This is a genomic window from Bombella intestini, from assembly GCF_002003665.1.
Classification (GTDB): domain Bacteria; phylum Pseudomonadota; class Alphaproteobacteria; order Acetobacterales; family Acetobacteraceae; genus Bombella; species Bombella intestini.
Genome location: NZ_JATM01000002.1, coordinates 207,176 through 229,285 on the forward strand (window position 1 = coordinate 207,176; position 22,110 = coordinate 229,285).

Sequence of the window (22,110 nt, forward strand, 5' to 3'; positions counted from 1 at the left end):
CGGGGAGGATGGAATGGTCAGTACCAGTCAGGGGTAGTAGCGCGGTGGTCAGCCTTAAGGGCGTCGATCTGGCTCTGACGTTGCTGCTGCCATGCACTCCTCATGAAGGCGTAAGGGTCGAGGCTTTGGTGTTCCAGCTGGTCTAGCTGGTCTGTACTATCTGCAAAGGTATTGAAGGTACCAAGAATATTATAGCCCCAGTTGAAGCTAATGAGACCATATCCTCTTGGCACATAATTGATGGGTGTCAGGCCCTGCCCGATGGCATAGCCTGTGGCGTCACGGAAATTGGTAGGCCCTAGGCCGGGCAGGAAGATGTAAGGCCCGGACTTGATGCCCCAGAGGGCCATTACCATGCCGGGGTCTGTCTCATGCTGTTTGTAGCCGAGATGCTGGGCTACGTCATAGAAACCAGCCGTTGTCATGTTCAGCAGGAAACGCATGAAGGAATCACCGGCCCGCCGTGGGCGTCCAGCTCCCACATCGGAGAAGAACACAGCTGGCTGGCGCCATGTTTCATTCAGCGTAGCCACAGATGTGCGGATGGGCTGAGGGATATTGTTCTTCCAGAAGTGGCCTACTGGCCGCAGGGCCTTGTGATAGACCCACATGTTCAGGTTGAACATTTTGCGGTTGAACGGCTCGTAAGGATCGTTGACAGCCTTATAGTCCGCCAGATCATCCGGGTCGGTTGGCGGTTTAGCATGGAGGGAGCCGCACCCGCTAAGGGACAGCAGAGCCAGGCAGCCGACCAATGCGGAAAGTACAGGGAGTCTGCCCCGATGATGCCGTTCTGTGCTGCCTGTGCACGCCATGCTGCTGCCGCTCCTGTTTCTTCTTTCTCAAGGCCCGGCTATGGGAGGTGTTGCCATGGCCATCCATGAAGGGGGGCAATGGTGAACCTAAACGGGAACGGGCCGTAACACACAATTTTGATTCTGCATGTGTCAAATCGAGAGACCGACACTCCGCAAGCATATGGCACTTACCTCATGCTGCCTACCCCTTTCAGATATTCAGGAATATTAAGAAAAAGAGGTATTGCATTTTTGCATCGTTAGGGTCTCTGATGAAAGTCAACCCCGGCGGGAAACGGGTTTTCTGTCCATCTCACGCTGACGGGTTATGTATTTTCATAAGGTTATGAGAGATTTTATGTCCCGTTTTCTAAAGAGTCGTAGTTGGCTTCTCTCTGCCAGTGCCTTGGTTGCTAGTGTGGCCCTGTCTGGCATGGCTTCTGCAGCACCAACGGTCCAGACGAAGAGTTGGGGCCGTCTTTCTACTGGCCAGAAGGTGCAGGCTGTTACCCTGACCAACGATCATGGCGTGAAGGTTGTTGTGCTGACTTATGGGGCGATCATTCACGAAGTGGATGTGCCGGACCGTAATGGTCACTTGGACAATGTCGCTCTGGGTTTCCCGAACCTTGCCGGGTATGAAAATCATAACTCCGACCCGCATTTTGGTGCCGTTCTGGGACGTGTTGCTAACCGCATTGCCGGTGGTACTTTCACTCTGGAAGGTGAGAAGTACCATACGAATGTCAATGAAGGGCCGAATACCCTGCATGGTGGCATTGATAGTTTCGACCGCAAACTCTGGAAGATCGTACGCAAGGGCGTAGATTCTCAGGGTGCCTATGTTGTGCTGAAGCTGGTTAGCCCCGATGGTGATCAGGGCTTCCCCGGTGAGCTGAAGACGCAGGTTACTTACCGCCTAAGCGGCAATGATACGCTGAGCTTGAAGTTTAATGCGGAGGTTGCGAAGGCTCCGACCGTTGTTAACCTGTCCACGCATAACTACTGGAACCTCAACGGTGAGGGGTCAGGGACTATCGCTCCGGAAGTGGTGCAGATTTATGCTGACCGTTTCTTGCGGACAGACGATCATTCTATCCCGACAGGTGAGCTGGCTTCTGTTGATGGAACGCCGTTTGATTTCCGTCAGCCCCGTGCCGTGGGTGAAGGCCTGCTGAGCCGTGACCCGCAGATGGTGCCTCAGGGCGGCTATGATAAGTGCATGGTGCTGATCGGTCCGTCCCAGCCGGGTAATACGGAGCGTGTCGTTGCCCGTGTGACGGATCCCCGTTCTGGCCGTGTGATGGAAGTCGCCACCAACATGCCGGGTATGCAGTTCTATTCTGCTAACCATCTGTACGGTAACTATCAGGGGCCTTCAGGTCGTGCGTACAACAAATGGGATGCTCTGGCTTTCGAGCCGGAATTCTACCCGAATAGCCCGAATATGCCGAGTTTCCCGAGCATCGAGCTGAAGCCGGGTCAGACATATGATTATGGGATGAGCTTCCATTTCTCCCATCAGTAAGGGCCAAGGCGTGTAACGCCTTTGGTTGAGAAAGGGCCGGACTGGTGCATGAGCACGGGTCCGGCCCTTATCTATAGGGGCTGTAGGGGCTGTGAAACGGATGGGAAGGGCTGCTCCAGATGAGAATAAGTCATCAACAGCTGGATTCAGCGGACTCCCAAGAGATGGTGGATTTTATCCACATTTCTCCCGTTATGGCACACAGGATGATGCCCCAACCTGTCCCCTGAACTGGGGATAAGTAGGGTGGCTGGTTATATTTGGTAGTTCGTGAAGTCTTGGTCCATATCGCCAAAACGGACGATGCGGGCAGGGTTGCCGACAGCGGTAGAATGAGGCGGTACGTTGCCCAATACGACCGAAGCGGCCCCGACACGGGCATGGGCACCGATTTCCAGATGGCCCAGTATTTTGGCACCGGCACCAATCATGCAGCCCCGACGGATGATGGGATGGCGCTGCCCGCTGTTTTTACCGGTTCCGCCGAGCGTCACACCCTGAAAGAGTGACACGTCATCCTCGATGATCGTAGTCTCCCCGATGACGATGCCTGTCCCGTGGTCAATGGTGATGCGTTGGCCGATCCGGGCTGCCGGGTGTATGTCGATCCCGAATTTCTCATTCACACGGCTTTGGAAGTGATAAGCCAATGGCTTACGTCCTGCCTGCCAAAGGTGATGAGCGATGCGGTAGGATTGCAGGGCATGAAAGCCCTTAAAAAACAGAAAGGGAGTGGCAAGGTCCGGGCAAGCCGGGTCCCTTTGGAGGGTTGCCACGATGTCCGAAGCAGCGGAACGAATGATGTCGGGGCTGGCCTCCAATATGGAAGCGATCAGGTGTATCAGGGCTGGTTCCGTCATGGCCCGATCGGCGAGCTTTGCACTGATTAGGGAGGCCAGTGCTGAGGCAAAATCGGCATGATTGCAGATATTGACGGCAAAAAGACCTTGAATCAGCGCATCGGAACAGCAGCAAGCCTGTGCCCGCATATTGACCCAGAACTCTTCCAGAAATCCGGGCTCTGATGAGGATTGTGGAAACCTGTCGAGAAAATTGGCCATAGCTGTTGTCTTATAATCCCATGGCTCGCTGAACAAAACCATGCCGCAGAGAGGGCAGGCGTTTCAGCATCATTAGCCCAGCATGACGGGCATGGCGGATGAGGGGCATGTCTGTGCTGAAGAGCCGCTCCATCATGTCGCAGCCCGCCAACATGGCGAGATTGCCCGGGCGGCTGAGGCGTTGATAACGCTGGAGCAGTGCTGGGCCCCCAAGGTCTTCTCCGCAGGCGTAAGCTTCGCCTAGAAGGTCATTGAGAGTACGGACATCACGGAAGCCAAGATTCATACCCTGTCCGGCGACAGGGTGCAGCCCGTGGGCGGCATCGCCTGCCAGAAGAAGGCGTGTGGCGTAATAGCGGTGGGCATATTGGGAGGCTAGCGGGTATGTCCAATGTTCGCCAGCTAGCTCGATAGCACCGAGGTCTTCCCCACAGAGGCGGTCTTTTACCAGTCGGGTGAAGCTGGCGGCATCAAGGCGTGTAAAATGTTCGATGCGTTCCGGTCGGTCCGTCCAGACAATGGCAGAACGGTGGGGGTGGGCTTCCGTACCGGGCAGAGGCAGGCGTGCAAAAGGTCCTTGAGGCAGGAAATTCTCAAGCGCACTGCCATGATGGGGGTTTTCATGGGCTAGCACGCTCACGAGGGCGAGCTTGTTGTAGGGAATGCGGGTCAGGCCGATACCTGCCTGCTGGCGGAGCAGAGACCGCCGCCCATCCGCTGCAATAACGAGAGAGGCCGTAACGGTCTCTCCTGTATCAAGGGTGATCTGGGCTTGTTCCGGCGAGAAGGTGAAGCGGCCTGTTGCCGGTGCCCGGACATCAAGACCCGGTTGGTTCATCAGGGTGCGAGCAATGGCTGCCAGCAGGTTATGGGCCTCCACCATCCAGCCGAAGGGGCGGTCTTCCGGAGCATCCTCGCCTGTAAAACTCAGCCCGTCTGCAATGGTGGTGCGGGAGGTCGAAGGAATACGGCCCTGACCATCCGTGACATGAATGGTGGTGATGGGTTGTGGGGCAAGTGGTAGAGCCTGCCAGATTCCGGCGTCCTCCAGCAGGGGGCGGATACCTTCGGCGAGGGCATAGGCCCGACCATCGGGGTTTTGGGCCGGAGCGGTCGAGAGGGGGGAGCGTTCCAGCAGGAGGATGCGTAGTCCCTTTTGCGCCAGCAGGCAGGCCAGTGTTGCCCCGATGGGACCACCACCATTGATGCAGAGGTCGTAATCTGTGCCCATAACAGATGCTCCTTTCCGGCCCGACAGATGGCTGGACGCTCCCACTATAGCGGCACTTTTTGCTGGGGGAGCAGGTTTATCGTGTCTAACGCTATCCTTGCCGAAAAGAAAGTCTTGCAGAAATCGTTATGAAGGTGGCACGATTTCACTTTCAAGCAGCAAAAGAGCCATGGGAGAGGGGCCGCAGGGGATGAAACTTGTAACGGCGATCATAAAGCCATTCAAACTGGATGACGTGCGGGAGGCTCTGGCTGAGCTTGGCGTGCATGGCCTGACGGTAACGGAGGTGCGTGGCTTCGGGCGCCAGAAAGGCCAGACGGAGATCTACCGTGGGGCGGAATATACGATCAATTTCATCGCCAAGATTAAGGTAGAAACGGTCGTACCGGACGAGCGTGTGCCCGACATTATTCACGCTATTACCGAGGCAGCACGGACAGGGCGCATCGGTGACGGGAAGATCATGGTTGCCAATGTGGAACAGATGGTCCGCATCCGGACGGGTGAAACCGGTGAGGGGGCTCTCTGATGCACGCGATTGATACAGGTGATACCTCGTGGATGTTGGTCAGCACGGCTCTGGTGCTGTTGATGACCATTCCCGGTCTCGCGTTGTTCTATGCGGGTATGGTGCGGCGGAAGAACGTGTTGTCCACCATGATCCAGTCTTTCGGCATATGCTGTATTGTTAGCATTGTCTGGATAGTGCTGGGCTATAGTCTGGCGTTTACGACAGGCACGGCATGGATCGGAGATATGTCTCGCTTCTTCCTGCGTGGGATTGCCGACCATATCCATCAGGGAGCGGACGGAGCGTTCACGCTGGGGGCTGGTACCTCGGCTGAGACTCCCATGACCATCCCTGAGAGTGTCTATCTGATGTATCAGATGACCTTTGCCATTATCACACCTGCCCTGCTGACAGGTGCTTTTGCGGGGCGTATCCGCTTCTCGGCACTTTGCGTCTTCACAATCCTTTGGTCCCTGCTGGTTTATTCTCCCATTGCCCATTGGGTATGGAGTCCTCTGGGCTGGGTTGCTGGTCTTGGAGCTGTGGATTTTGCTGGTGGAACAGTCGTGCATATCAATTCCGGTGTGGCCGGTCTGGTGTGCGCTATCATGATCGGCCGTCGTTATGGCCTAAAGCGTGATGATATGTCCCCGCATAATCTGGCCTATGCCATTATCGGGGCGGCTCTGCTCTGGGTGGGTTGGTTTGGCTTCAATGCCGGGTCGGCACTGGGTGCGAATGGCCGTGCAGGTATGGCCATGTTGACAACACAGGTCGCTGCGGCTGGCGGCGGTGTTGGCTGGATGCTTGTGGAATGGTGGCGGCATGGCAAGCCAACGGCACTGGGTATTGTCTCCGGTGCGGTGGCGGGTCTTGTGGCCGTAACCCCGGCGGCTGGTTTCGTGCTGCCGGGTGGGGCCTTGGTTATCGGGCTGGCAGCTGGGGGTATTTGCTTCTACAGCGCAGCGGTGTTGAAGAATAAGCTTGGTTACGATGATAGCCTTGATGCGTTTGGTGTGCATGGTGTGGGAGGGATTGTTGGTGCCCTCCTTACAGGTGTGTTCGCCTACGGGCCGCTTTCAGCTACGGCCTCCAACCCGGCCGGTGTGAGCGGCGGATGGAGCCAGCTGCTCCGACAGGTTGAGGCTGTTGGTGTGACGATCATTTGGTCTGTTTTGTTGACAGCACTTATCTTCTGGGTTGTGGACCGGCTGATCGGGATGCGTGTCTCTTCTGAAGAAGAGCAGATGGGTCTTGATCTGACTCAGCATGGTGAGCGGTTGAACTAAGGTGAGCTTGAGGGGATGTTTTGCCTCTTGTCGGAGGCAGAGCAGCCCTATAAGGCTGGAATCGTCTATTTTTGGTGTCCGGCATTCAGCCTGATCACGAACAATGAGAAGGGGTACGTCTATGAAGTTTCTACGTCTGTGCCTGCCTGTGGTGGTATGTTCTGTATTGGGTGCGCAGGGTGCCTTTGCGGTTCCGGCCTCGGCCCCGGCGGGGAAAATGTCCGCAGCAGCCTGCCATCAGGCTTTTGACGAGGCCAAAAAGGCTAATGCGTTGGGTGGACAGAAATATGCCGACTTCAAGCTGGGGTACTGCGCTAAGAATGGTGGCATAGCCCCGTCCCAGTCTTCAGCTCCGGCCCAGCCTGTAGCTGCTGGAGCCAGTAAACCAGCTGCTGCACCTGCTGTTGCTCCAGTCGTTGGTGGTGCCGCTCTTTTCCCGGCTCGGGTTGCGCCAGAGTTCGCCTCCCTGACACCGGGTAAGGCCCGCATGAAGACATGTCTGGCACAGTATAATGCCAACAAGAGTAGCGGGCGGAATGGTAATCTGAAATGGATTCAGAAGGGCGGTGGTTATTATTCTGAATGTAATGCCCGCCTGAAGGGAACGGCGCAGTAAGTTGCCCTTAGGTTCCTTAGTGTTCCTATAGAGAAGGCCCGCTTCTGTAGCGGGCCTTTTTTATTGTGGCGGTCAGTGCGGGTGAGGTCAGGGTAGGACAGGGCCAGCCCAGTGCCACCATGTCCGGGCGGCGTTTTGTTCTGTAAGGTGCTTCGCAGCCTGCAGGGCACAGTCTGCACTATCGAATAGAGCAAAACAGGTGGCACCAGAACCGCTCATACGGCTGAACCGCACACCCGGTAGGGCTGCCAGATGCTCCAGAACTGTGGCTATAACAGGCTCCTGAGCAATGGCGTGGGGCTGGAGGTCATTGTCGGTTTGTTTCAGAAAGGTGATGAGAGCATCCAGCGTAGGCCAGCCTTCTTTGGGGAGGCTAAGCGGTCCACGGGTTTTGATGCCTCCTGTTGCTGCCAGCCGTTTGAAAATACTGGGTGTTGAGACGCTAACACCCGGGTTGACTAGTATCATGCCCATTGTGGGTAGAGGTGGGGCTGCTGTCAGGATTTCGCCAATACCCTCCATGCGTGTGGCCTTTTGTACCAGACAGACCGGAACATCCGCTCCAAGAGTAGGAGCAACACGGAGGGCCGTTTCTGACGGCAGCTGCCAGAAACGGGTTAGGAGCCGTAGAGCACAGGCGGCATCAGCCGAACCACCACCAATGCCAGAAGCAATGGGTAGGTGTTTTTCGAGCAGCAGGGAGGCGGCCGGGAATGTGTCACCGGTATCTCTCTGAGCCTGACGCAGGCCTCGGGCGGCTTTTAAGACGAGATTGTCACCATTGGCCTCCAACCCCTCCGAGAAAGGACCTTGCACCGTAAGATGTTCCTCGTGGCCCTGTGTGGCGGGGGAAAGGTAAAGGCGATCGCCCGCTCCGGCGAAGACGGCCAGACTGTCCAGTAGGTGGTATCCATCTTCACGACGGCCAGTGACGTGAAGGTACAGATTGATCTTGGCGTGAGCCATATCCTGATGCAGCACCATGCAGGGCATCCTTGCAGAAAGAGGCGGACGGGGTGGGCGGACCGGTCTGTCCTGCCTTCGTGTCCGGGGGAGGGGTGTTCATTTCTGATAAGGCTATGTAACAAATTGGGAGGTCAAAGACCATGAGGGGGCGGTAGCCGTCTCTTTTCCCTTGGAACCGTTAGAGACGAGTCCCTGTTCACTATGGCATCTTTCCCAGTCTGTTCCACTCAGGACGCCCTCGCTGCCCTTCGCCTGCATCAGGAATGGGGGATTGATGGTCTTATGGAAGATATGCCGTGGGATGTTTGGGAAGAAAGCCCTGTCCAGTTTAGGCGGGGCCTTGCTCGTTCGCCTGTAGCCCCCGTACAGCGACCTGTCACGCCCCGGCGTATCGTAAAAGGGCTGAAAGAAGTGCTGGCGGAGATTGCGGCTGCTCAGGATGCGTCTGCCCTGATGCAGGCCAGTCGGCAGCTTCCCGGGGTCAGTCTGATGCGGACAGCCAAGCACCATCTAGCACCGGTCATTGTGCAGGGTGCGCCGCTCTTGCTGGTTGGGGATGTCCCAAATGAAGATGAGGACCGGCACGGGACTTTGTTTGCCGGTCCTGTAGGGGCTTTGCTGGACAAAATTTTGTCGTCCGTGGGGTTAGATAGGGCGCAGCTTTCCATGGCCCCAGCTATTCCGTGGCGGCCACCGGGGGGGCAGCGTGTTTCACAGCGTGATGTGGAATCCTGCTTGCCTATCTTGCACAGGGCGGTGGCTTTGGCTCGGCCTAGGCGGATTGTCACAATGGGCAGTACATCTGCTTTTATGTTGTTGCAGAAAACATCTCGCCTTAGTCAGCTGCGGGGTCGTTGGCATGAGGCGCATATTCCGGGGCTGGAAGGGCCTGTTCCTCTCCTGCCTCTTTGGCACCCGGCTCAGTTGGGTGAGAATGTTGGCCGCCGGAAGGCACTGTGGGGGGATATGCTCCTTCTGGGAGAGACTCTGTCTACAGAGAAGGAGTAAATTACCGAGTCGTGCCTAGTAAGAGACTCTGGAAAGAGGGTACGAGAGATACGGCGGAGATAAAATTGACGGTTTTTTAATCCCGTTGGTGGTTGAGTGTAAAAAAAAGGCTAACAGCGTGTAAAATCAAAAGAATATTCTGGATTCTTCACTAGGGAGCGGTTACTGTAAAAGGCACGCTGGAATTATTTGCCTGAACGTCAAGGGTTGTCAGAAACGTAAAACCGGGTTACTCCCCCCAGCATTATGCGATGGATATTGCCATGTGGGTCTCCCGCAGTGTGGCGTGGTGCCGTTCTCGGTGCTGCCATTCTGGCGGGAAACACTGTTTTTCCGGCGCAGGGGCAGGCTCTTCCTTTTCCGTCCCATGTGCCGGAGCATCCAGACGGTGAGGGCCACGATGCACCACCTTCTTCCATAGCGGGGGGTTCCCTGCCACATCCGTTGTCGGCTCCTGTAGCCAGACACTATAAGGCACTCTTTGCGGCAGTTCGTGCCGGGGATATTGCTCGGATTGGAGAGCTTGCCCACGGTTCGGAAACGAAGAGTGCGGCAGGGCAGCTCCTTTTGCCAGACTATCTGGCAGAATGTTATCTGAGCATATATTTTCACCCGTCCGAGGCTCAGCTTACAGATTGGCTTCGCCGTTATTCCGCTCTTCCCGATGCGCCTTTGCTGAGGCAGAAGCTGGAAGAGCTGCGCAAAGGGGCATCGGCCCCAAATATGACCGTCTCCCCCGGGTACTGGGATGTTGCTGATATCCAGCACTCCGACCGGGCTGTGCCCTTTTCTCAGACGCTGACACGCAACGGATTGTTGGAGCGTGACCTGCTGGACAAGGCGTCCTCAGGTGAGAAGGGTGTTCATAAGGCACTTGTTCAGCTGCGTACTGTGCCGGGTATGTCCTCCACTTATGCGGCGCAGCTGCATGGTGAGATTGCTATGCAGGCTCTCAGTCAGGGGGATACACGGACGGCACTGCGTGTCGGGTCTGCTGGACTGGAGAAAGGGGAGCATCGGGTCGGTCTTCCTGCCTATGCGGCTGGTCTGGCTGCATGGCGGGAGGGGCAGCTTGATGCCGCCTATAGCCTGTTTGAGACTGCTGCTAATGCCGAGCAAACGGATGGTGACATACAGGCAGCAGCGTCCTTCTGGGCTGGTCGCGTCGCAGAGCGGCACGGTAATGCGGCTTTATACCATACGTGGTTGCGCCGGGCCTCCGTGCAGAGTGAAAGTTTTTATGGCCTGCTAGCTGGGCGTTTGCTTCATTCGGATAAGTCGCAGGCTGCGGTTGCTGCTTCTGGTGTCCTCTCTACAATCGGGCGGGCAGGGGTCAAGCAAGCGACCCTGAGTGAAGTTGATATTAACGTTGTTGCCGCCATGGGCGAGGGGGCGCACCTTTTCGCACTGATTCAGATCGGGGAGCAGGGACGGGCCGAAATGCTGGCCCGGCAGATGTGGCAGGATGCGTTGATGGACCCTGTCCGGGCACATTCTCTTCAGCTTGTTGTCAGAAAGGCGGGGATGCGTGCCTTGGCCGACCAGATGCAGCAGGCATTGGCTAGGCTGGATCATAAAGGCTTCAAGGATGTTCTGGGGCCTCTGCCAGACCTCCATCCACATCATGGCTTCCGCCTCTCTTCGGCTCTGGTGTATGCGGTGGCTCGGATGGAATCTAACTTTGATGCCGCTGCATCATCTGCCGCTGGGGCTTATGGAATGATGCAGGTACGACCGACAACGGCCAGCTTCGTGAGTGAGCAGTACCATCTACCGCAGACAGTGGCAGCGGCCTCTAGCGATGACTTCAATCAGGCCATGCAGCAGCGTTTAAGAGAGCCGGGTTACAATTTGGAGGTTGGCCAGCTTTACATGCTTTATCTGGCTCGCAGTCTTGCCCAGAGTGAGCAGCGTGATGGGGCCTCGTTGTTGAAGGTTCTGGCGTCCTACAATGCGGGACCGCAGGCGATCATCCGGTGGGAAAGCGGGCAGAAGGACCTTCAGGACCCTCTGATGTTCATTGAGTGTTTGCCGAGTGCGGAAACACGACAATATGTCCGCAATGTTCTGACGAATGATTGGGTGTATGGCCGCCGCCTCCATGTGGCTACACCTTCTCTTGTCTCTCTGGCGGATGGGCAGTGGCCGAGCTTCCAGGAGGAGGAGCAAGGGCGTGACTCGCCCAGCTGAGTTCCGCTCTGCCATGTTGAGGGGTTCGTTTCACAAAGCCCAGACTGGAGTTTCATGCATGGCAGCATGAGGCTTCAGCTGGGTTTTTTCTTGGGAAACTCTCAAAAATTAAGGTGTTTTATAGCAGGGCCCTGCCGTGGGTGAGATGGTGATGGCTAAGATGTGCATAGGTGGCCCGCTTGCCCGTGGAGGCGTCTTTCCTTACAAAAGGCAGTGCATGCTTTCCCTGTTAGAAATGGAAAGCGAGCGGATGATAATATGATGCCGTGTCTCTCAGGGGGAATTATCCGTCTGTCTGTGGGGTGTCCAGCCGAACAGCGAGTGCTTCAATGTCTCTGAATTCCGTTGTTGAGAGTGTAACGTCCAGAATTATTGAGCGGTCCAAGACGTCCCGCCGTCGTTACCTCACTCTTATGGAGCGTAATCGTGAAAAAGGTGCAGATAGGTCCCGGCTGACCTGTGGCAATCTGGCTCACGCCGTTGCTGCTTCCAGCGCTGCCGATAAGCAGGAGCTGGTGTTTGAGCAGCGCCCCAATCTGGGGATTATTACGACCTATAACGATATGCTCTCTGCACACGAGCCTTATGGCCGTTATCCAGAGCAAATGAAGGTCTTTGCACGCGAGGTTGGTGCCACAGCTCAGGTCGCTGGTGGGGCTCCGGCCATGTGTGATGGTGTCACGCAGGGGCAGGAAGGGATGGATCTCTCCCTGTTCTCTCGTGATGTGATTGCCCAGTCCACGGCTGTTGGCCTTAGCCATGCCATGTATGACGGTGTCGCCCTGCTTGGTATCTGCGATAAGATCGTGCCGGGCCTGCTGATGGGTGCGCTGCGCTTCGGTCACCTGCCGGGTATGTTGATCCCGTCTGGCCCGATGACATCCGGCCTGCCGAATAAGGAGAAGGTCCGTGTCCGTCAGCTCTATGTGCAGGGCAAGATTGGCAAAGATGAGCTGATGAAGGCCGAAATGGCCTCTTATCACAGCGAAGGGACCTGTACCTTCTACGGTACGGCTAACACTAACCAGATGATGGCAGAGTTCCTTGGGCTGATGATGCCGGACTCCTCCTTCATCCCGGTTGATACCCCGCTGCGTCAGGCTATGACACGCGCTAGCGTGCATCGTCTGGTCGAGATCAGCAACAAGGGTAAAAACCCTCGCCCGATGGCTGAGGTTGTCAACGAGAAGGCCATCGTCAATGCGATTGTTGGTCTGATGGCAACAGGTGGGTCCACAAACCACACCATTCACATTCCGGCCGTGGCTCGCGCCGCTGGTATCATCGTGAACTGGGAAGACTTCTCTGAGCTGTCCGCCGTTGTGCCGACACTCTGCAAGGTCTATCCGAGCGGTCCGTCTGATGTGAACAAGTTCAATGAAGTTGGTGGCCTGCCAACAGTCATCTCCGAGCTGGCTGGTGCTGGTCTGCTGCATCGTGATGCACCGACCATTTCTGAGAACGGTCTGGATGACTACGCTAAGCGTGCCCTGATGGGTAACGACAAGAACGTCGTTTATACCCCTGCCAAGCCGTCCAGTGATCTGGAAATCCTGCGTGGTGCAAAAGAGCCGTTCCATCCGGTTGGTGGTATCCAGCTGCTTCAGGGCAATCTGGGCCGTGGCGTGTACAAGTCCAGTGCCGTGGCAGATAATCTGCTGACCATCGAAGCACCGGCTCGTGTCTTCCAGTCCCAAACCGCTGTGAAGGAAGCTCAGAAGGCTGGCGAGCTGCATCGTGATGTTGTGGTTATCGTTATCGGCCAGGGCCCTCGTGGCAATGGGATGCCAGAGCTGCACAATCTGATCCCGTCCCTCGGTGTTGAGCTGGATCAGGGCTTCAAGATCGCACTGGTGACAGATGGCCGTCTCTCCGGTGCCAGCGGTAAGGTCCCGGCGGTGGTGCATGTGGGGCCGGAAGCACAGGTGGGCGGTCCGCTTGCCAAGGTGCGTGATGGCGATGTCATCCGTGTCTGTGCCCGCACCGGTAAGCTGGAAGCTCTGGTGGATGAAAAAGAATGGGCAGCCCGCACGCCGACCAAGCCGCACCGTGCAACAGCCGGTACGGGGCGTGAACTTTTCGCCCTCATGCGTGAGGCGGCTCCGTCCGCTGAGGAGGGTGCTTCACCGATGTTGTTCATGATGGATCGTGAACTTGAAGAAATCGGTGATGATGTTGAGAAAGGAACCGAGGTATGAGCTACATCGAGAGACTGGATGCGGTGATGGACCGCAGCCCGATTATGCCTGTTCTGGTTGTTGAGGATGTGGCTAAGGCCCGTCCGATCGCCGAGGCTCTGGTCGCTGGTGGTATCTCCACTCTGGAAGTGACACTGCGTACACCGGCTGCTCTGGATGTCATCTCTGAGATGTCCAAAGTGGAGGGTGCGCTGGTCGGTGCCGGTACGGTGCTGAACACCGAACAGATGGACAAGGCCATGAAGGCCGGCGCAAAGTTCATCGTCAGCCCTGGCATTACGCCGGCTCTGGCTAAGGGTGCGCTGGAGCGTGACGTTCCTTTCCTGCCCGGTACAGCCAATGCTAGCGATATCATGATGGGTCTGGACCTGGGGCTTCGTCGCTTCAAGTTCTTCCCGGCCATGACGAATGGCGGCATCCCGGCTCTTAAGGGGCTGTCTGCCGTGTTCGGTAACCTTGGCGTGCGCTTCTGTCCGACAGGTGGCATCACCGAAGCTACCTATAAGGACTGGCTGGCTCTGCCGACTGTTGGCTGTGTCGGTGGTTCTTGGCTGACCGCCGGCGATGCTTCCCCTGAGGAAGTTGCCAAGCGTACGAAGGCTCTGGGCTTGCGCTAAGAGCGAGCGTTTGATGTGATGGGAAGGTTTTTGCCTTCTCATCTCGAAGATGGCGGGACATGCAGCGTGGCTGTGTGTCCCGCTATTTTTTTAAGCGTTTATCCGGGGCAGTATGGGTGAAAGAATGGGCTGTTGTATCCATGTAACAGACTGGTCGAATAATCATAAGAATGTGATCTTTTAGTTAAACCTGTTTCAGTTCCCTGATACAGTCTTGCTTGACCATTCAGTCAGGAGAAACTGTTGCAAACTGTTCGTGCTCATATGACGTCAATTATCGGCCTGTCGGGCGTGTTGCTGACGGCCATCATGACGACACTGAACGAACAGGTATCGGCGCAGGGGCTTAATGACATCATGGGCGGTATGGGGCTTAGCCACGATCCGTCTCGCTGGTTTGTCAGTCTTTACACATCGGCACAGGTGATCGGGGCCGGGCTTTCCCCGTGGATGGCCATAACCTTCAGCTTGCGACGCTGGGCCTTTTTTGTGCTGACATTGGCTGTATGCAGTATTGTGCCTATGGCGTTTTGTCAGACGCCGCTTTTGCTTTACATTCTGCGGAGCATGCAGGGGCTGGCCGGTGGCTTTGCCATTCCGCTGTTGATGTTCTCTATCCTTAAGATATTACCTTTTAATCTGCGGGCTTATGGGCTGGTGGCCTATACGTTGGTTTCCACATGTTTCCCCTATCTTGGTACAATGCTTGCTGGATTGTGGACGGACCTGCTTAGCTGGCAGTTTATTTTCCTCCAAGCCATTCCGCTGGGAGCACTGGCAGGGCTGCTCATTTGGTATGGCATGCCCATTATGGAGCCACAGCATCACCGGCTTCAGATTTTCAACGGGTATGGTCTGCTGTTTTTCGCCGTGGCAGCTTGGTGTTTGACGACCGTTCTTTCTCTTGGGGACTGGCTGGATTGGTTTAATTCACCGTTGGTCTGCGTGTTGGGGGCTATCGGGCTGGCGGCTGTCCCATTGTTGGTCTGGAATGAATGGACGCATCCTTTGCCTTTCTTCCGGTTTCAGCTTCTTAGCCGGAATAATTATATCTACGGAGTTGGGGGGATCAGCCTGTTCGTGGTGGTGTCTCTCTCGGCATCCGCTGTGCCGTTGCAGTTTCTCACCAAGGTTGTGGGATACCGGCCCGAGCAGAGCTATCTCGTAACGCTGGAAGTCGCCGCTGTGGAGATCGCTATAGCCCCACTGGTAGGTTATCTGCTCAACCGGCGGGACGTGGATTGCCGGATTGTCGGATTTTTCGGCATGCTCTGCATGTTTATTGCCTGTTGTGGGGATTCACTGGTTACCTCCGTATGGCAGCGGCCGGAATTTTACATCTGGCAGTTTCTTCAGGGTATTGGCGGGGTGATGGTACTGTCCTCCTTGTTGCTGATGTCCACTAATGCCGTGGTAGCAGAAGAATCTCCCTTTGCTGTGGCTCTGGTGAATATGCCTCGGGCCTTCATGATGGTTGGTGGCACATGGCTGATGGAGCTGGTAGGCCGGTGGCGGGGTGGCCTCCATTCAGATAGGTTGGCGGACCATCTAGGGCAGTATCGTTATTCCCTAGTGCAAGGCAGTAGTCCGCTTATTCAGAGTCCGACCCCGCTTTTGCCGGATGGACGCCCTCGCTTTCGGGGTAGCATGAGTTACCTCAAAGAGCAGTTTCATCATCAGGCAGCCGTGCTGACTCTGTCGGACCTGTTTTGCGTTTTGGCGGCTCTGTTGGCGGTGTTGATGGTCTTCATTCTGCTCGTCCCGGTGCGGACCTACCCGCCGTGGGTTGTTTTTGCGCCTCGTGGAGCAACGAAATCTCCTGATCATCCGGTGGCTCATTACAAGGAAACCATCAGGACATGAGGGAAAAGCAGGCGCAGGATGCAGGCCATAACAAAGCGGGAGAAACAGGGATGACACAGAAAGCAGACAAAAGGGCCGGGGATGCTCGTCCGCAGGCTAGTGTCACAAAGGATGTTCCGGCTGATGGAGATGCACTGGCCAGAGAGAGGCGGCGACGCTGGCCTTTCCTGCTGGCTGGAGGAATTATTGGTGTTTTCATTGTCAGTGTGTTGGCCATCGTTTTTATTCCCGCTGCACAGGTCTGGACGAACGATGCCTATGTGACAGCGCATTACAGTGTCATTGCGCCGCGTGTGCCCGGTCAGGTCATTTCCGTTGCAGTGGATGATAACCAAACCGTCCATGCTGGGGATGTTCTGGTGCAGCTTGACCCTCGGGATTATCAGACGACTTTGGATCAAGCCCGTGCGGTAGAAGCGCATGATCGTGCTCTCGTGATGGATGCTGCCGCTAGTGTGGCCCGTCAGCCCGCTATTATTGCTGAAGCAAAGGCTCGGGTGGCTCAGCTTTCCGCTCAGCTTCTTTTTGCCAAACAGAATGCTAATCGTTATGCCCATTTGGCTCTCAATGGTGCAGGAAGCCGGGAGGAGGGCGAGCGGACCCGTGCCAATCTGGATGATCTGACAGCCTCTCTTCAGGCGGCGGAAGCCCAAAGAGATGCCGCCGAGGCGCAGCTGCGTGTGCTGGAAGCTCGGCAGGATTCAAGCCGCCGTCAGGTGGATGTTGATCGGGCACGGGTGCATCAGGCTGAGCTGAACTTGTCTTATACAGCTATCCGTGCCCCTTTTGATGGTATGGTGGGGGAACGTACCGTCCAGAGTGGTAATTATGTACCCGATGGGGCGGCTTTAATGGTTCTCGTGCCGATGGATCAGCTCTGGATTGAGGCGAATTACCGGGAGCTTGCCCTCCAGAACATGCGCCCCGGTCAGAAGGCCCGCATCCATGTGGATGCCTATGATATCGACCTTGATGGCGTTGTGGATAGTGTGCCACCGGCCTCTGGTGCAGCTTTTGCGCCTTTGGCACCGGAGAATGCTACAGGTAACTTTACTAAGATTGTCCAACGGTTACCCGTCAAGATTACGCTGGTTCCGGGGCAGCCTCTGGCCCGTTTGCTGCGGATGGGCTTCTCTGTTGAGACGACTGTGGAAACGGGGTTGAGTTCTGTGGTTAGGGCGCAGACACGGACAGACCGGGCGGTGACGGATAAATGAGTATGCAGGGTCTGTCGGTCCGGTATTGGAAGGCAACAGTGGGGCTGGCTCTGTTAGCTCTCGGTGGCTGTGTGCGGATGGGGCCGGATTATCACACGCCGAAGGAAGCTGATCAGCCTGCGGCGTGGCAGAAGGCGGCAGATGCACGGGAAAAGCGGAGCCGTGGTTTTACAAGCCCTGCCACGGTGGATGTTAGCTGGTGGCAGCAATGGCATGACCCGGTTCTGAACCGGCTGATTGAGCGGCTCTCACGGGAGAATCTGGATATCCGGCAGGCGGCCACCCGTGTTCTTCAGGCTCGTGGGCAGTTGAAGGTTGTGGCCGCAGAGGGTGTGCCAAGCCTGAATTGGGCCGGGTCATACACATGGACACAACAGAGCCGGAAAGGTTTTCTGACACTGGCCCAGCCAGCACCGGGTTCTAATCTGCAATATGAGCAATATGCCAATATTGGCTCTGTCTCGTGGGATTTAGACGTTTTTGGCCGTATTCGTCGCCTTGTAGAAGCCGGCAAGGCCCATGTGGAAGAGCAGCAGGCTTATGCTCAGGGTATTGCGCTGGCCCGTCTTGCCGATTTTGTGGAAGCCTATCTACGCCTGCGGGCAGTCCAAGCACAGATAGGCCTGACAGAGCGGCATCAGGCCCTTGTACGGCATGATCTGGCCCTCGTTCTGGCCCGCCAGAAAGAAGGTGCGGCGAATGATCTGGAAGTGGCACAGGCCCGTGGGCAGGTGGAACAGACAGACAGTGCCCTGCCAGCGCTGCGGGACATGCAGGCCGCCTTGATTAATACGATGGGTGTTATGCTGGACCTTCCACCTCGTGCGCTGGAGGAAGAGCTGATGCCAGTTCGGCCCCAGCTGGACGTACCTGTTTCGGTGGGGGTGGATGTGCCTTCTAGTCTGGCACAGCGGAGGCCGGATATTATGGTGGCGGATGCCCGCCTCCATGCGGCTACGGCCGAAGTTGGGGCTGCAAAGGCGGCGTTTTATCCAGATATTAACCTAGCGGGTAATTTAGGGACGCAGAGCCTCTCGGCAGGAGACTTCTTCATGCCTGCGGCCAAATATTTCACCCTCGGCCCGACTGTGAATGTACCGATCTTTGAAGGTGGACGCCTGCGGGGCACATTAGCTTTGAAGAAAGCCGAGCAGCAGGAAGCGGCTTTGGCTTATCGTCAGACGGTCCTGAATGCATGGCGGGATGTAGATGATGCCATCACGCGGTTAGCTCAGATTCAACTCCGTTATCAGCATGTTACGGAGTTAGTGCAGCAGAATCGTAAGGCCTATAACGCCGCCCGTCTGCAATATGCGGATGGGGCTGTCCCCTTTTTGGAGGTGGATAGGGCGGAATCCATGCTGCTTTCTAGTCAGGTAACGTTGGCGGATCTGCGGATGGAAACAACGCTGGCCGCCGTTAGCCTGTATCGTGCTTTGGGCGGGGGGTGGCAGCCCGTGCTTGCCGCTACCGAACAGCGCATGGCCGCTGATGCTAAGGATGAAAAGGAAGAGAACGCAGCCCGATAAGGCACAGATGGTGAGAAAGTGGCTTTTTGCGGTCTGTTTACATGAATCTGTCTTGCACAGCGGGAAGGCCGGGGATATGCCACAAACATGACTGATACACGCTTTTCTCCCCGTCGTGCCCTTCTGTCCGTTTCCGACAAGACAGGGCTGGTTGATCTGGCTCGTGCCCTTGTGGCCCAGAATGTTGAGATCCTTTCCACTGGTGGTTCCGCCCGCACATTGCGTGAGGCTGGCCTGCCGGTAAAGGAGGTCTCCGAGCATACAGGCTTCCCTGAGATTCTGGATGGTCGGGTTAAAACATTGGTGCCATGGATTCATGGTGGCATCCTTGGCCGGCGGGACAAGGCAGAGCATAAGGCGCAGATGCAGGAGCATGGCATTGCTCCGATTGATCTGGTTTGTGTCAATCTCTACCCCTTTGCTGCCACTGTGGCTTCTGGTGCGGATGCAGAGCAGTGCGTAGAGAATATTGATATTGGTGGCCCGGCTATGGTGCGGGCTGCAGCCAAGAATTTTGCGTCTGTTGCTATTCTGACAAGCCCTGCTCAGTATGCAGGTTTTCTTGCCGCTCTGGAGCAGGGTGGAACGACACTGGCAGAACGCCGGGAGTGGGCAGCTGCGGCCTACACCCATACGGCAGCCTATGACGGGATGATCTCCGCTTGGTTTACTCGTCAAGGTAGTGAAGAAGGCAAGGTTGCTCTGCCGCCCGTCCTTACACTGTCCGGCCAGCGTGATGAGCTGCTGCGCTATGGTGAGAACCCCCATCAGGCAGCAGCTTTCTATCGGGATGGCAGCACACGGCCCGGTTTGGCGACTGCAAAGCAGATTCAGGGTAAGGCCCTGAGCTACAACAACCTGAATGATACAGATGCCGCCTTTGAAGCCGTGGCCGAATTTGACGAGCCAACGGTGGTGATCGTCAAGCACGCCAACCCGTGCGGTGTAGCCTCCGCCGCTACGCTGGTTGAGGCATGGAAGGCCGCTCTGCGCTGTGACCCGGTCTCCGCCTTTGGTGGCATTGTGGCCCTGAACCGTAAGCTGGATGAAGCCACGGCTGAGCAGATCAGTGCGATCTTCACCGAGGTGATTGTGGCTCCTGATGCTGATGAAGGGGCGAAGGCTATTCTGGCCAAAAAGAAGAATCTGCGCCTGCTGCTGACAGGCGGCGTGCCAGATGCACAGGCACCGGGTCTGTCCTTCCGTTCTGTTTCTGGCGGATTCCTTGCCCAGAGCCGGGATAACGGGCATGTCACGGAAGATATGCTGAAGGTTGTGACGAAGCGTAAGCCGACAGCGCAGGAAATGGCAGACCTTCTGTTCTCCTTCCGTGTTGCCAAACATGTGAAATCGAACGCCGTGATCTATGTGAAGAATCAGGCTACGGTGGGCATTGGTGCCGGGCAGATGTCTCGTGTGGACAGTGCACGGATTGCCGCCCGCAAGAGCGAAGATGCCGCTCATGCAGCTGGGGAGTCCGAGGCTTTGACCAAGGGATCCGTTGCTGCCTCTGATGCTTTCTTCCCCTTTGCCGATGGGTTGGAGAGCGTGGTTGCAGCAGGGGCTACAGCCGTCATTCAGCCCGGTGGGTCCATCCGGGATCAGGAAGTGATTGACGCTGCAGATGCTGCGGGTATTGCTATGGTCTTTACGGGGATGCGCCACTTCAGACATTGAGGTTTATGATGATCACCCGATTTTCTGCTCTTTCCGTACTGATAGCTGGGCTGGCTGGTCTGTTCCCCGTGGCCTCCCATGCGGCGGACTGCCAGTATGACGTAAAGCCAGTGCCGGTTTTTACCGGCACGGTCAGTCGGATCACGGGTGATGGCGTCCTACTTTCTGATGGGCGGGATGTCGTCATGCCGGAGTCCCTGTTGCCTTTTGTTCGTCTGTCCAATGATGTGAAAGTGCATGGGCTGCTCAGTCTGGATGGGCGGAAAATCTGGGTTCTAGCCCTCTATGATAAAGATAAGTTGGTTTGTCCTTCGGTTCTGGATGTCCGTAAGGGAGCTTATCCCGGTTCAGCGGCTTATGATGTGATCCAGCACCAGGGAAGCGAGGCTCCCTGAGGCGGCGTATGAATATAGCTTTCGTTGCTGCTCCTACCGAGGCTGCACAGGAGGCGTTGAAGCGTTTTACCGGGCGATACGGTAATGTTCCGCTGGAGCAGGCCGAGGTGCTGGTGTGCCTAGGTGGGGATGGCTTTATGCTGGAGACGTTGCTGCATATCTGCGGTAGTGATGTCCCTGTTTTCGGTATGAATTACGGGACGATCGGGTTCCTGATGAACTGCCCGGAAGAAGACCATCTTCCACAACGTCTGGCTCATGCTCAGCATACGGAAATCGCTCCCTTGCATATGTGGGCACGGACCAATTCTGGGGAGATTCATGAGGGTATAGGCTTTAATGACGTGTTCCTGTATCGGGAAACCCGTCAGACGGTCCATATTGGCATTGAGATTGATGGTCGGATGCGGATGCCCCGCCTGACATGTGATGGCATCATTTTGTCGACCCCCGCAGGCTCGACCGCATATAACCGTTCCGCCCATGGGCCAATTATTCCCTTGGGGGCAGAGCTTTTGTCTCTGACACCCATTTCCCCCTTTCATCCCCGGCATTGGCGGGGGGCCCTCTTACCTGCAGGGGTGACGGTCCGTTTCACCCTATCTGACACAGAGAAGCGTCCCGCTTCGGCTGTTGCAGGGCCGGAGGAGATTCGTGATGTGGATGAAGTGATTGTCCGGTTGGATAATGAAAAGAAAGTAACGCTTCTATTCGACCCAGATCATAGCCTGTCAGAACGGATTATTGCGGAACAATTTGCCGAATAGAGCGTACCGCTTGTAGGGTGGCACACTTGTTTTATGTCCGTCCGAGGGTGTTCGGCGGAAATGTTGCTTTATGTCTGGTCAGTTCTCTTTTACTCTTGGTTCTCTTAGTCGAGATGGAGAGATGAGATGCGTGGGACCATTCTAAATTACGATGTGAAGCAAGGTGAGGGCATTATCAGCGGGGATGACGGCAAACGTTATTCTTTTAAGGGAAGCAGCTTCGGGTCTGAAGGTGCCCTACTGCGTAACGGCACGGCAGTTGATTTTGAAGTGCAAGATGATAAGGCTCAGTCCATCTTCGCAGTTCCGCCAGTTCGGCAAGAGGGATTGGGGAATGTCTTTGATGGGATTGGTGGTAAATCCAAAATGATCGCTGGGCTGTTGGCCCTTTTTTGTGGCGGGGTAGGCGTCCACAAGTTTTATCTGGGTTACAACCGGACTGGTGTCATCATGCTGTTGGTGACGATATTTGGGATTATCCTATTGGGCTTCCCGAGCCTCATCATCGCTATTATCGCCTTTATTGAAGGCATTATCTACATGACAAAATCCGATGAGGATTTTTATTTGACGTACGTTAAGAACAAAAAGGAATGGTTCTAATCATCTCTGCTTCGACAGGTGAGATGACAGGCAGCCCGGAATATCTT

19 protein-coding genes are annotated in these 22,110 nt (G+C 56.0%); 15 read left to right on the top strand and 4 right to left on the bottom strand.

Features of this window, described 5'->3' with window-relative positions:
• Positions 1-17: 17 nt before the first annotated feature.
• Complete coding sequence (locus AL01_RS04135) at positions 18-815, bottom strand: MlaA family lipoprotein (RefSeq protein WP_077396191.1); 798 nt, start codon at positions 813-815, stop codon at positions 18-20.
• A 340-nt stretch (positions 816-1,155) separates the two neighbouring features.
• Between AL01_RS04135 and AL01_RS04140 the strand changes: the two genes are divergently transcribed.
• A complete protein-coding gene (locus AL01_RS04140) occupies positions 1,156-2,325 on the top strand; it encodes an aldose epimerase family protein (RefSeq protein WP_077396192.1) in 1,170 nt (389 codons plus the stop codon).
• A gap of 254 nt (positions 2,326-2,579) precedes the next feature.
• Here AL01_RS04140 and cysE read toward each other — a convergent pair whose 3' ends face one another.
• Entirely contained in the window at positions 2,580-3,314 is a 735-nt protein-coding gene (cysE, locus tag AL01_RS04145) for a serine O-acetyltransferase (RefSeq protein WP_241502704.1), read from the bottom strand.
• An 82-nt stretch (positions 3,315-3,396) separates the two neighbouring features.
• Positions 3,397-4,617 carry a UbiH/UbiF/VisC/COQ6 family ubiquinone biosynthesis hydroxylase gene (locus AL01_RS04150; protein ID WP_077396194.1) on the bottom strand — a complete coding sequence of 407 codons (1,221 nt, stop codon included), beginning with the start codon at positions 4,615-4,617 and terminating at the stop codon, positions 3,397-3,399.
• A gap of 190 nt (positions 4,618-4,807) precedes the next feature.
• Here AL01_RS04150 and AL01_RS04155 point away from each other — a divergent pair, with 190 nt between their 5' ends.
• From AL01_RS04155 to AL01_RS04165, 3 genes are all read left to right on the top strand, one after another.
• Complete coding sequence (locus AL01_RS04155; protein WP_077396341.1) at positions 4,808-5,146, top strand: P-II family nitrogen regulator; 339 nt, start codon at positions 4,808-4,810, stop codon at positions 5,144-5,146.
• Entirely contained in the window at positions 5,146-6,417 is a 1,272-nt protein-coding gene (locus AL01_RS04160; RefSeq protein ID WP_143280677.1) for an ammonium transporter, read from the top strand. The genes AL01_RS04155 and AL01_RS04160 overlap by 1 nt, the downstream gene beginning before the upstream one ends.
• Positions 6,418-6,538: 121 nt before the next feature.
• Positions 6,539-7,033, top strand: a complete 495-nt coding sequence (locus tag AL01_RS04165; protein WP_077396195.1) for a hypothetical protein — start codon at positions 6,539-6,541, stop codon at positions 7,031-7,033.
• An 87-nt stretch (positions 7,034-7,120) separates the two neighbouring features.
• Here the strand turns inward: AL01_RS04165 and AL01_RS04170 are convergent, their stop codons facing one another.
• The gene (locus AL01_RS04170; RefSeq protein WP_077396196.1) at positions 7,121-8,017 is read right to left on the bottom strand and encodes a 4-(cytidine 5'-diphospho)-2-C-methyl-D-erythritol kinase; all 897 of its coding nucleotides are present in this window, start codon (positions 8,015-8,017) and stop codon (positions 7,121-7,123) included.
• A gap of 183 nt (positions 8,018-8,200) precedes the next feature.
• Between AL01_RS04170 and AL01_RS04175 the strand changes: the two genes are divergently transcribed.
• The 11 genes from AL01_RS04175 to AL01_RS04225 all read left to right on the top strand — a co-directional run bounded on the left by AL01_RS04175 (position 8,201) and on the right by AL01_RS04225 (position 22,063).
• A complete protein-coding gene (locus AL01_RS04175; protein ID WP_077396197.1) occupies positions 8,201-9,007 on the top strand; it encodes a uracil-DNA glycosylase in 807 nt (268 codons plus the stop codon).
• 246 nt (positions 9,008-9,253) lie between these two features.
• Positions 9,254-11,197: a transglycosylase SLT domain-containing protein gene (locus AL01_RS04180; RefSeq protein WP_077396198.1), complete on the top strand. Its 1,944-nt coding sequence runs from the start codon at positions 9,254-9,256 to the stop codon at positions 11,195-11,197.
• A 329-nt stretch (positions 11,198-11,526) separates the two neighbouring features.
• A complete protein-coding gene (gene edd / locus AL01_RS04185; RefSeq protein ID WP_077396199.1) occupies positions 11,527-13,395 on the top strand; it encodes a phosphogluconate dehydratase in 1,869 nt (622 codons plus the stop codon).
• Positions 13,392-14,012, top strand: coding sequence for a bifunctional 4-hydroxy-2-oxoglutarate aldolase/2-dehydro-3-deoxy-phosphogluconate aldolase (gene eda / locus AL01_RS04190; RefSeq protein WP_077396200.1), 621 nt, complete (start codon positions 13,392-13,394; stop codon positions 14,010-14,012). Before edd ends, eda begins: the two co-directional genes overlap by 4 nt.
• Before the next feature lie 243 nt (positions 14,013-14,255).
• Positions 14,256-15,875, top strand: a complete 1,620-nt coding sequence (locus tag AL01_RS04195; protein ID WP_241502696.1) for an MFS transporter — start codon at positions 14,256-14,258, stop codon at positions 15,873-15,875.
• Between the two features lie 50 nt (positions 15,876-15,925).
• Complete coding sequence (locus AL01_RS04200) at positions 15,926-17,092, top strand: HlyD family secretion protein (protein WP_077396342.1); 1,167 nt, start codon at positions 15,926-15,928, stop codon at positions 17,090-17,092.
• Positions 17,089-18,621: an efflux transporter outer membrane subunit gene (locus AL01_RS04205; protein ID WP_241502697.1), complete on the top strand. Its 1,533-nt coding sequence runs from the start codon at positions 17,089-17,091 to the stop codon at positions 18,619-18,621. The genes AL01_RS04200 and AL01_RS04205 overlap by 4 nt, the downstream gene beginning before the upstream one ends.
• Positions 18,622-18,708: 87 nt before the next feature.
• On the top strand, positions 18,709-20,298 hold the full coding sequence (purH, locus tag AL01_RS04210; protein WP_077396202.1) for a bifunctional phosphoribosylaminoimidazolecarboxamide formyltransferase/IMP cyclohydrolase: 1,590 nt from the start codon (positions 18,709-18,711) through the stop codon (positions 20,296-20,298).
• A gap of 5 nt (positions 20,299-20,303) precedes the next feature.
• Entirely contained in the window at positions 20,304-20,693 is a 390-nt protein-coding gene (locus AL01_RS04215; protein ID WP_077396203.1) for a hypothetical protein, read from the top strand.
• A gap of 8 nt (positions 20,694-20,701) precedes the next feature.
• Positions 20,702-21,460: an NAD kinase gene (locus AL01_RS04220; RefSeq protein ID WP_077396204.1), complete on the top strand. Its 759-nt coding sequence runs from the start codon at positions 20,702-20,704 to the stop codon at positions 21,458-21,460.
• Between the two features lie 126 nt (positions 21,461-21,586).
• On the top strand, positions 21,587-22,063 hold the full coding sequence (locus AL01_RS04225; RefSeq protein WP_077396205.1) for a TM2 domain-containing protein: 477 nt from the start codon (positions 21,587-21,589) through the stop codon (positions 22,061-22,063).
• Positions 22,064-22,110 lie beyond the last annotated feature (47 nt).

Coding starts and splice junctions, on each gene's coding strand:
- AL01_RS04135 (WP_077396191.1), bottom strand. CDS start 815: ATGGCGTGCACAGGCAGCACAGAACGGCATCATCGGGGCAGACTCCCT.
- AL01_RS04180 (WP_077396198.1), top strand. CDS start 9,254: ATGCGATGGATATTGCCATGTGGGTCTCCCGCAGTGTGGCGTGGTGCC.
- AL01_RS04175 (WP_077396197.1), top strand. CDS start 8,201: ATGGCATCTTTCCCAGTCTGTTCCACTCAGGACGCCCTCGCTGCCCTT.
- cysE (WP_241502704.1), bottom strand. CDS start 3,314: ATGCGGGCACAGGCTTGCTGCTGTTCCGATGCGCTGATTCAAGGTCTT.
- AL01_RS04160 (WP_143280677.1), top strand. CDS start 5,146: ATGCACGCGATTGATACAGGTGATACCTCGTGGATGTTGGTCAGCACG.
- AL01_RS04150 (WP_077396194.1), bottom strand. CDS start 4,617: ATGGGCACAGATTACGACCTCTGCATCAATGGTGGTGGTCCCATCGGG.
- AL01_RS04200 (WP_077396342.1), top strand. CDS start 15,926: ATGACACAGAAAGCAGACAAAAGGGCCGGGGATGCTCGTCCGCAGGCT.
- AL01_RS04225 (WP_077396205.1), top strand. CDS start 21,587: ATGCGTGGGACCATTCTAAATTACGATGTGAAGCAAGGTGAGGGCATT.
- AL01_RS04140 (WP_077396192.1), top strand. CDS start 1,156: ATGTCCCGTTTTCTAAAGAGTCGTAGTTGGCTTCTCTCTGCCAGTGCC.
- AL01_RS04205 (WP_241502697.1), top strand. CDS start 17,089: ATGAGTATGCAGGGTCTGTCGGTCCGGTATTGGAAGGCAACAGTGGGG.
- AL01_RS04220 (WP_077396204.1), top strand. CDS start 20,702: ATGAATATAGCTTTCGTTGCTGCTCCTACCGAGGCTGCACAGGAGGCG.
- eda (WP_077396200.1), top strand. CDS start 13,392: ATGAGCTACATCGAGAGACTGGATGCGGTGATGGACCGCAGCCCGATT.
- AL01_RS04215 (WP_077396203.1), top strand. CDS start 20,304: ATGATGATCACCCGATTTTCTGCTCTTTCCGTACTGATAGCTGGGCTG.
- purH (WP_077396202.1), top strand. CDS start 18,709: ATGACTGATACACGCTTTTCTCCCCGTCGTGCCCTTCTGTCCGTTTCC.
- AL01_RS04155 (WP_077396341.1), top strand. CDS start 4,808: ATGAAACTTGTAACGGCGATCATAAAGCCATTCAAACTGGATGACGTG.
- AL01_RS04170 (WP_077396196.1), bottom strand. CDS start 8,017: ATGGTGCTGCATCAGGATATGGCTCACGCCAAGATCAATCTGTACCTT.
- edd (WP_077396199.1), top strand. CDS start 11,527: ATGTCTCTGAATTCCGTTGTTGAGAGTGTAACGTCCAGAATTATTGAG.
- AL01_RS04165 (WP_077396195.1), top strand. CDS start 6,539: ATGAAGTTTCTACGTCTGTGCCTGCCTGTGGTGGTATGTTCTGTATTG.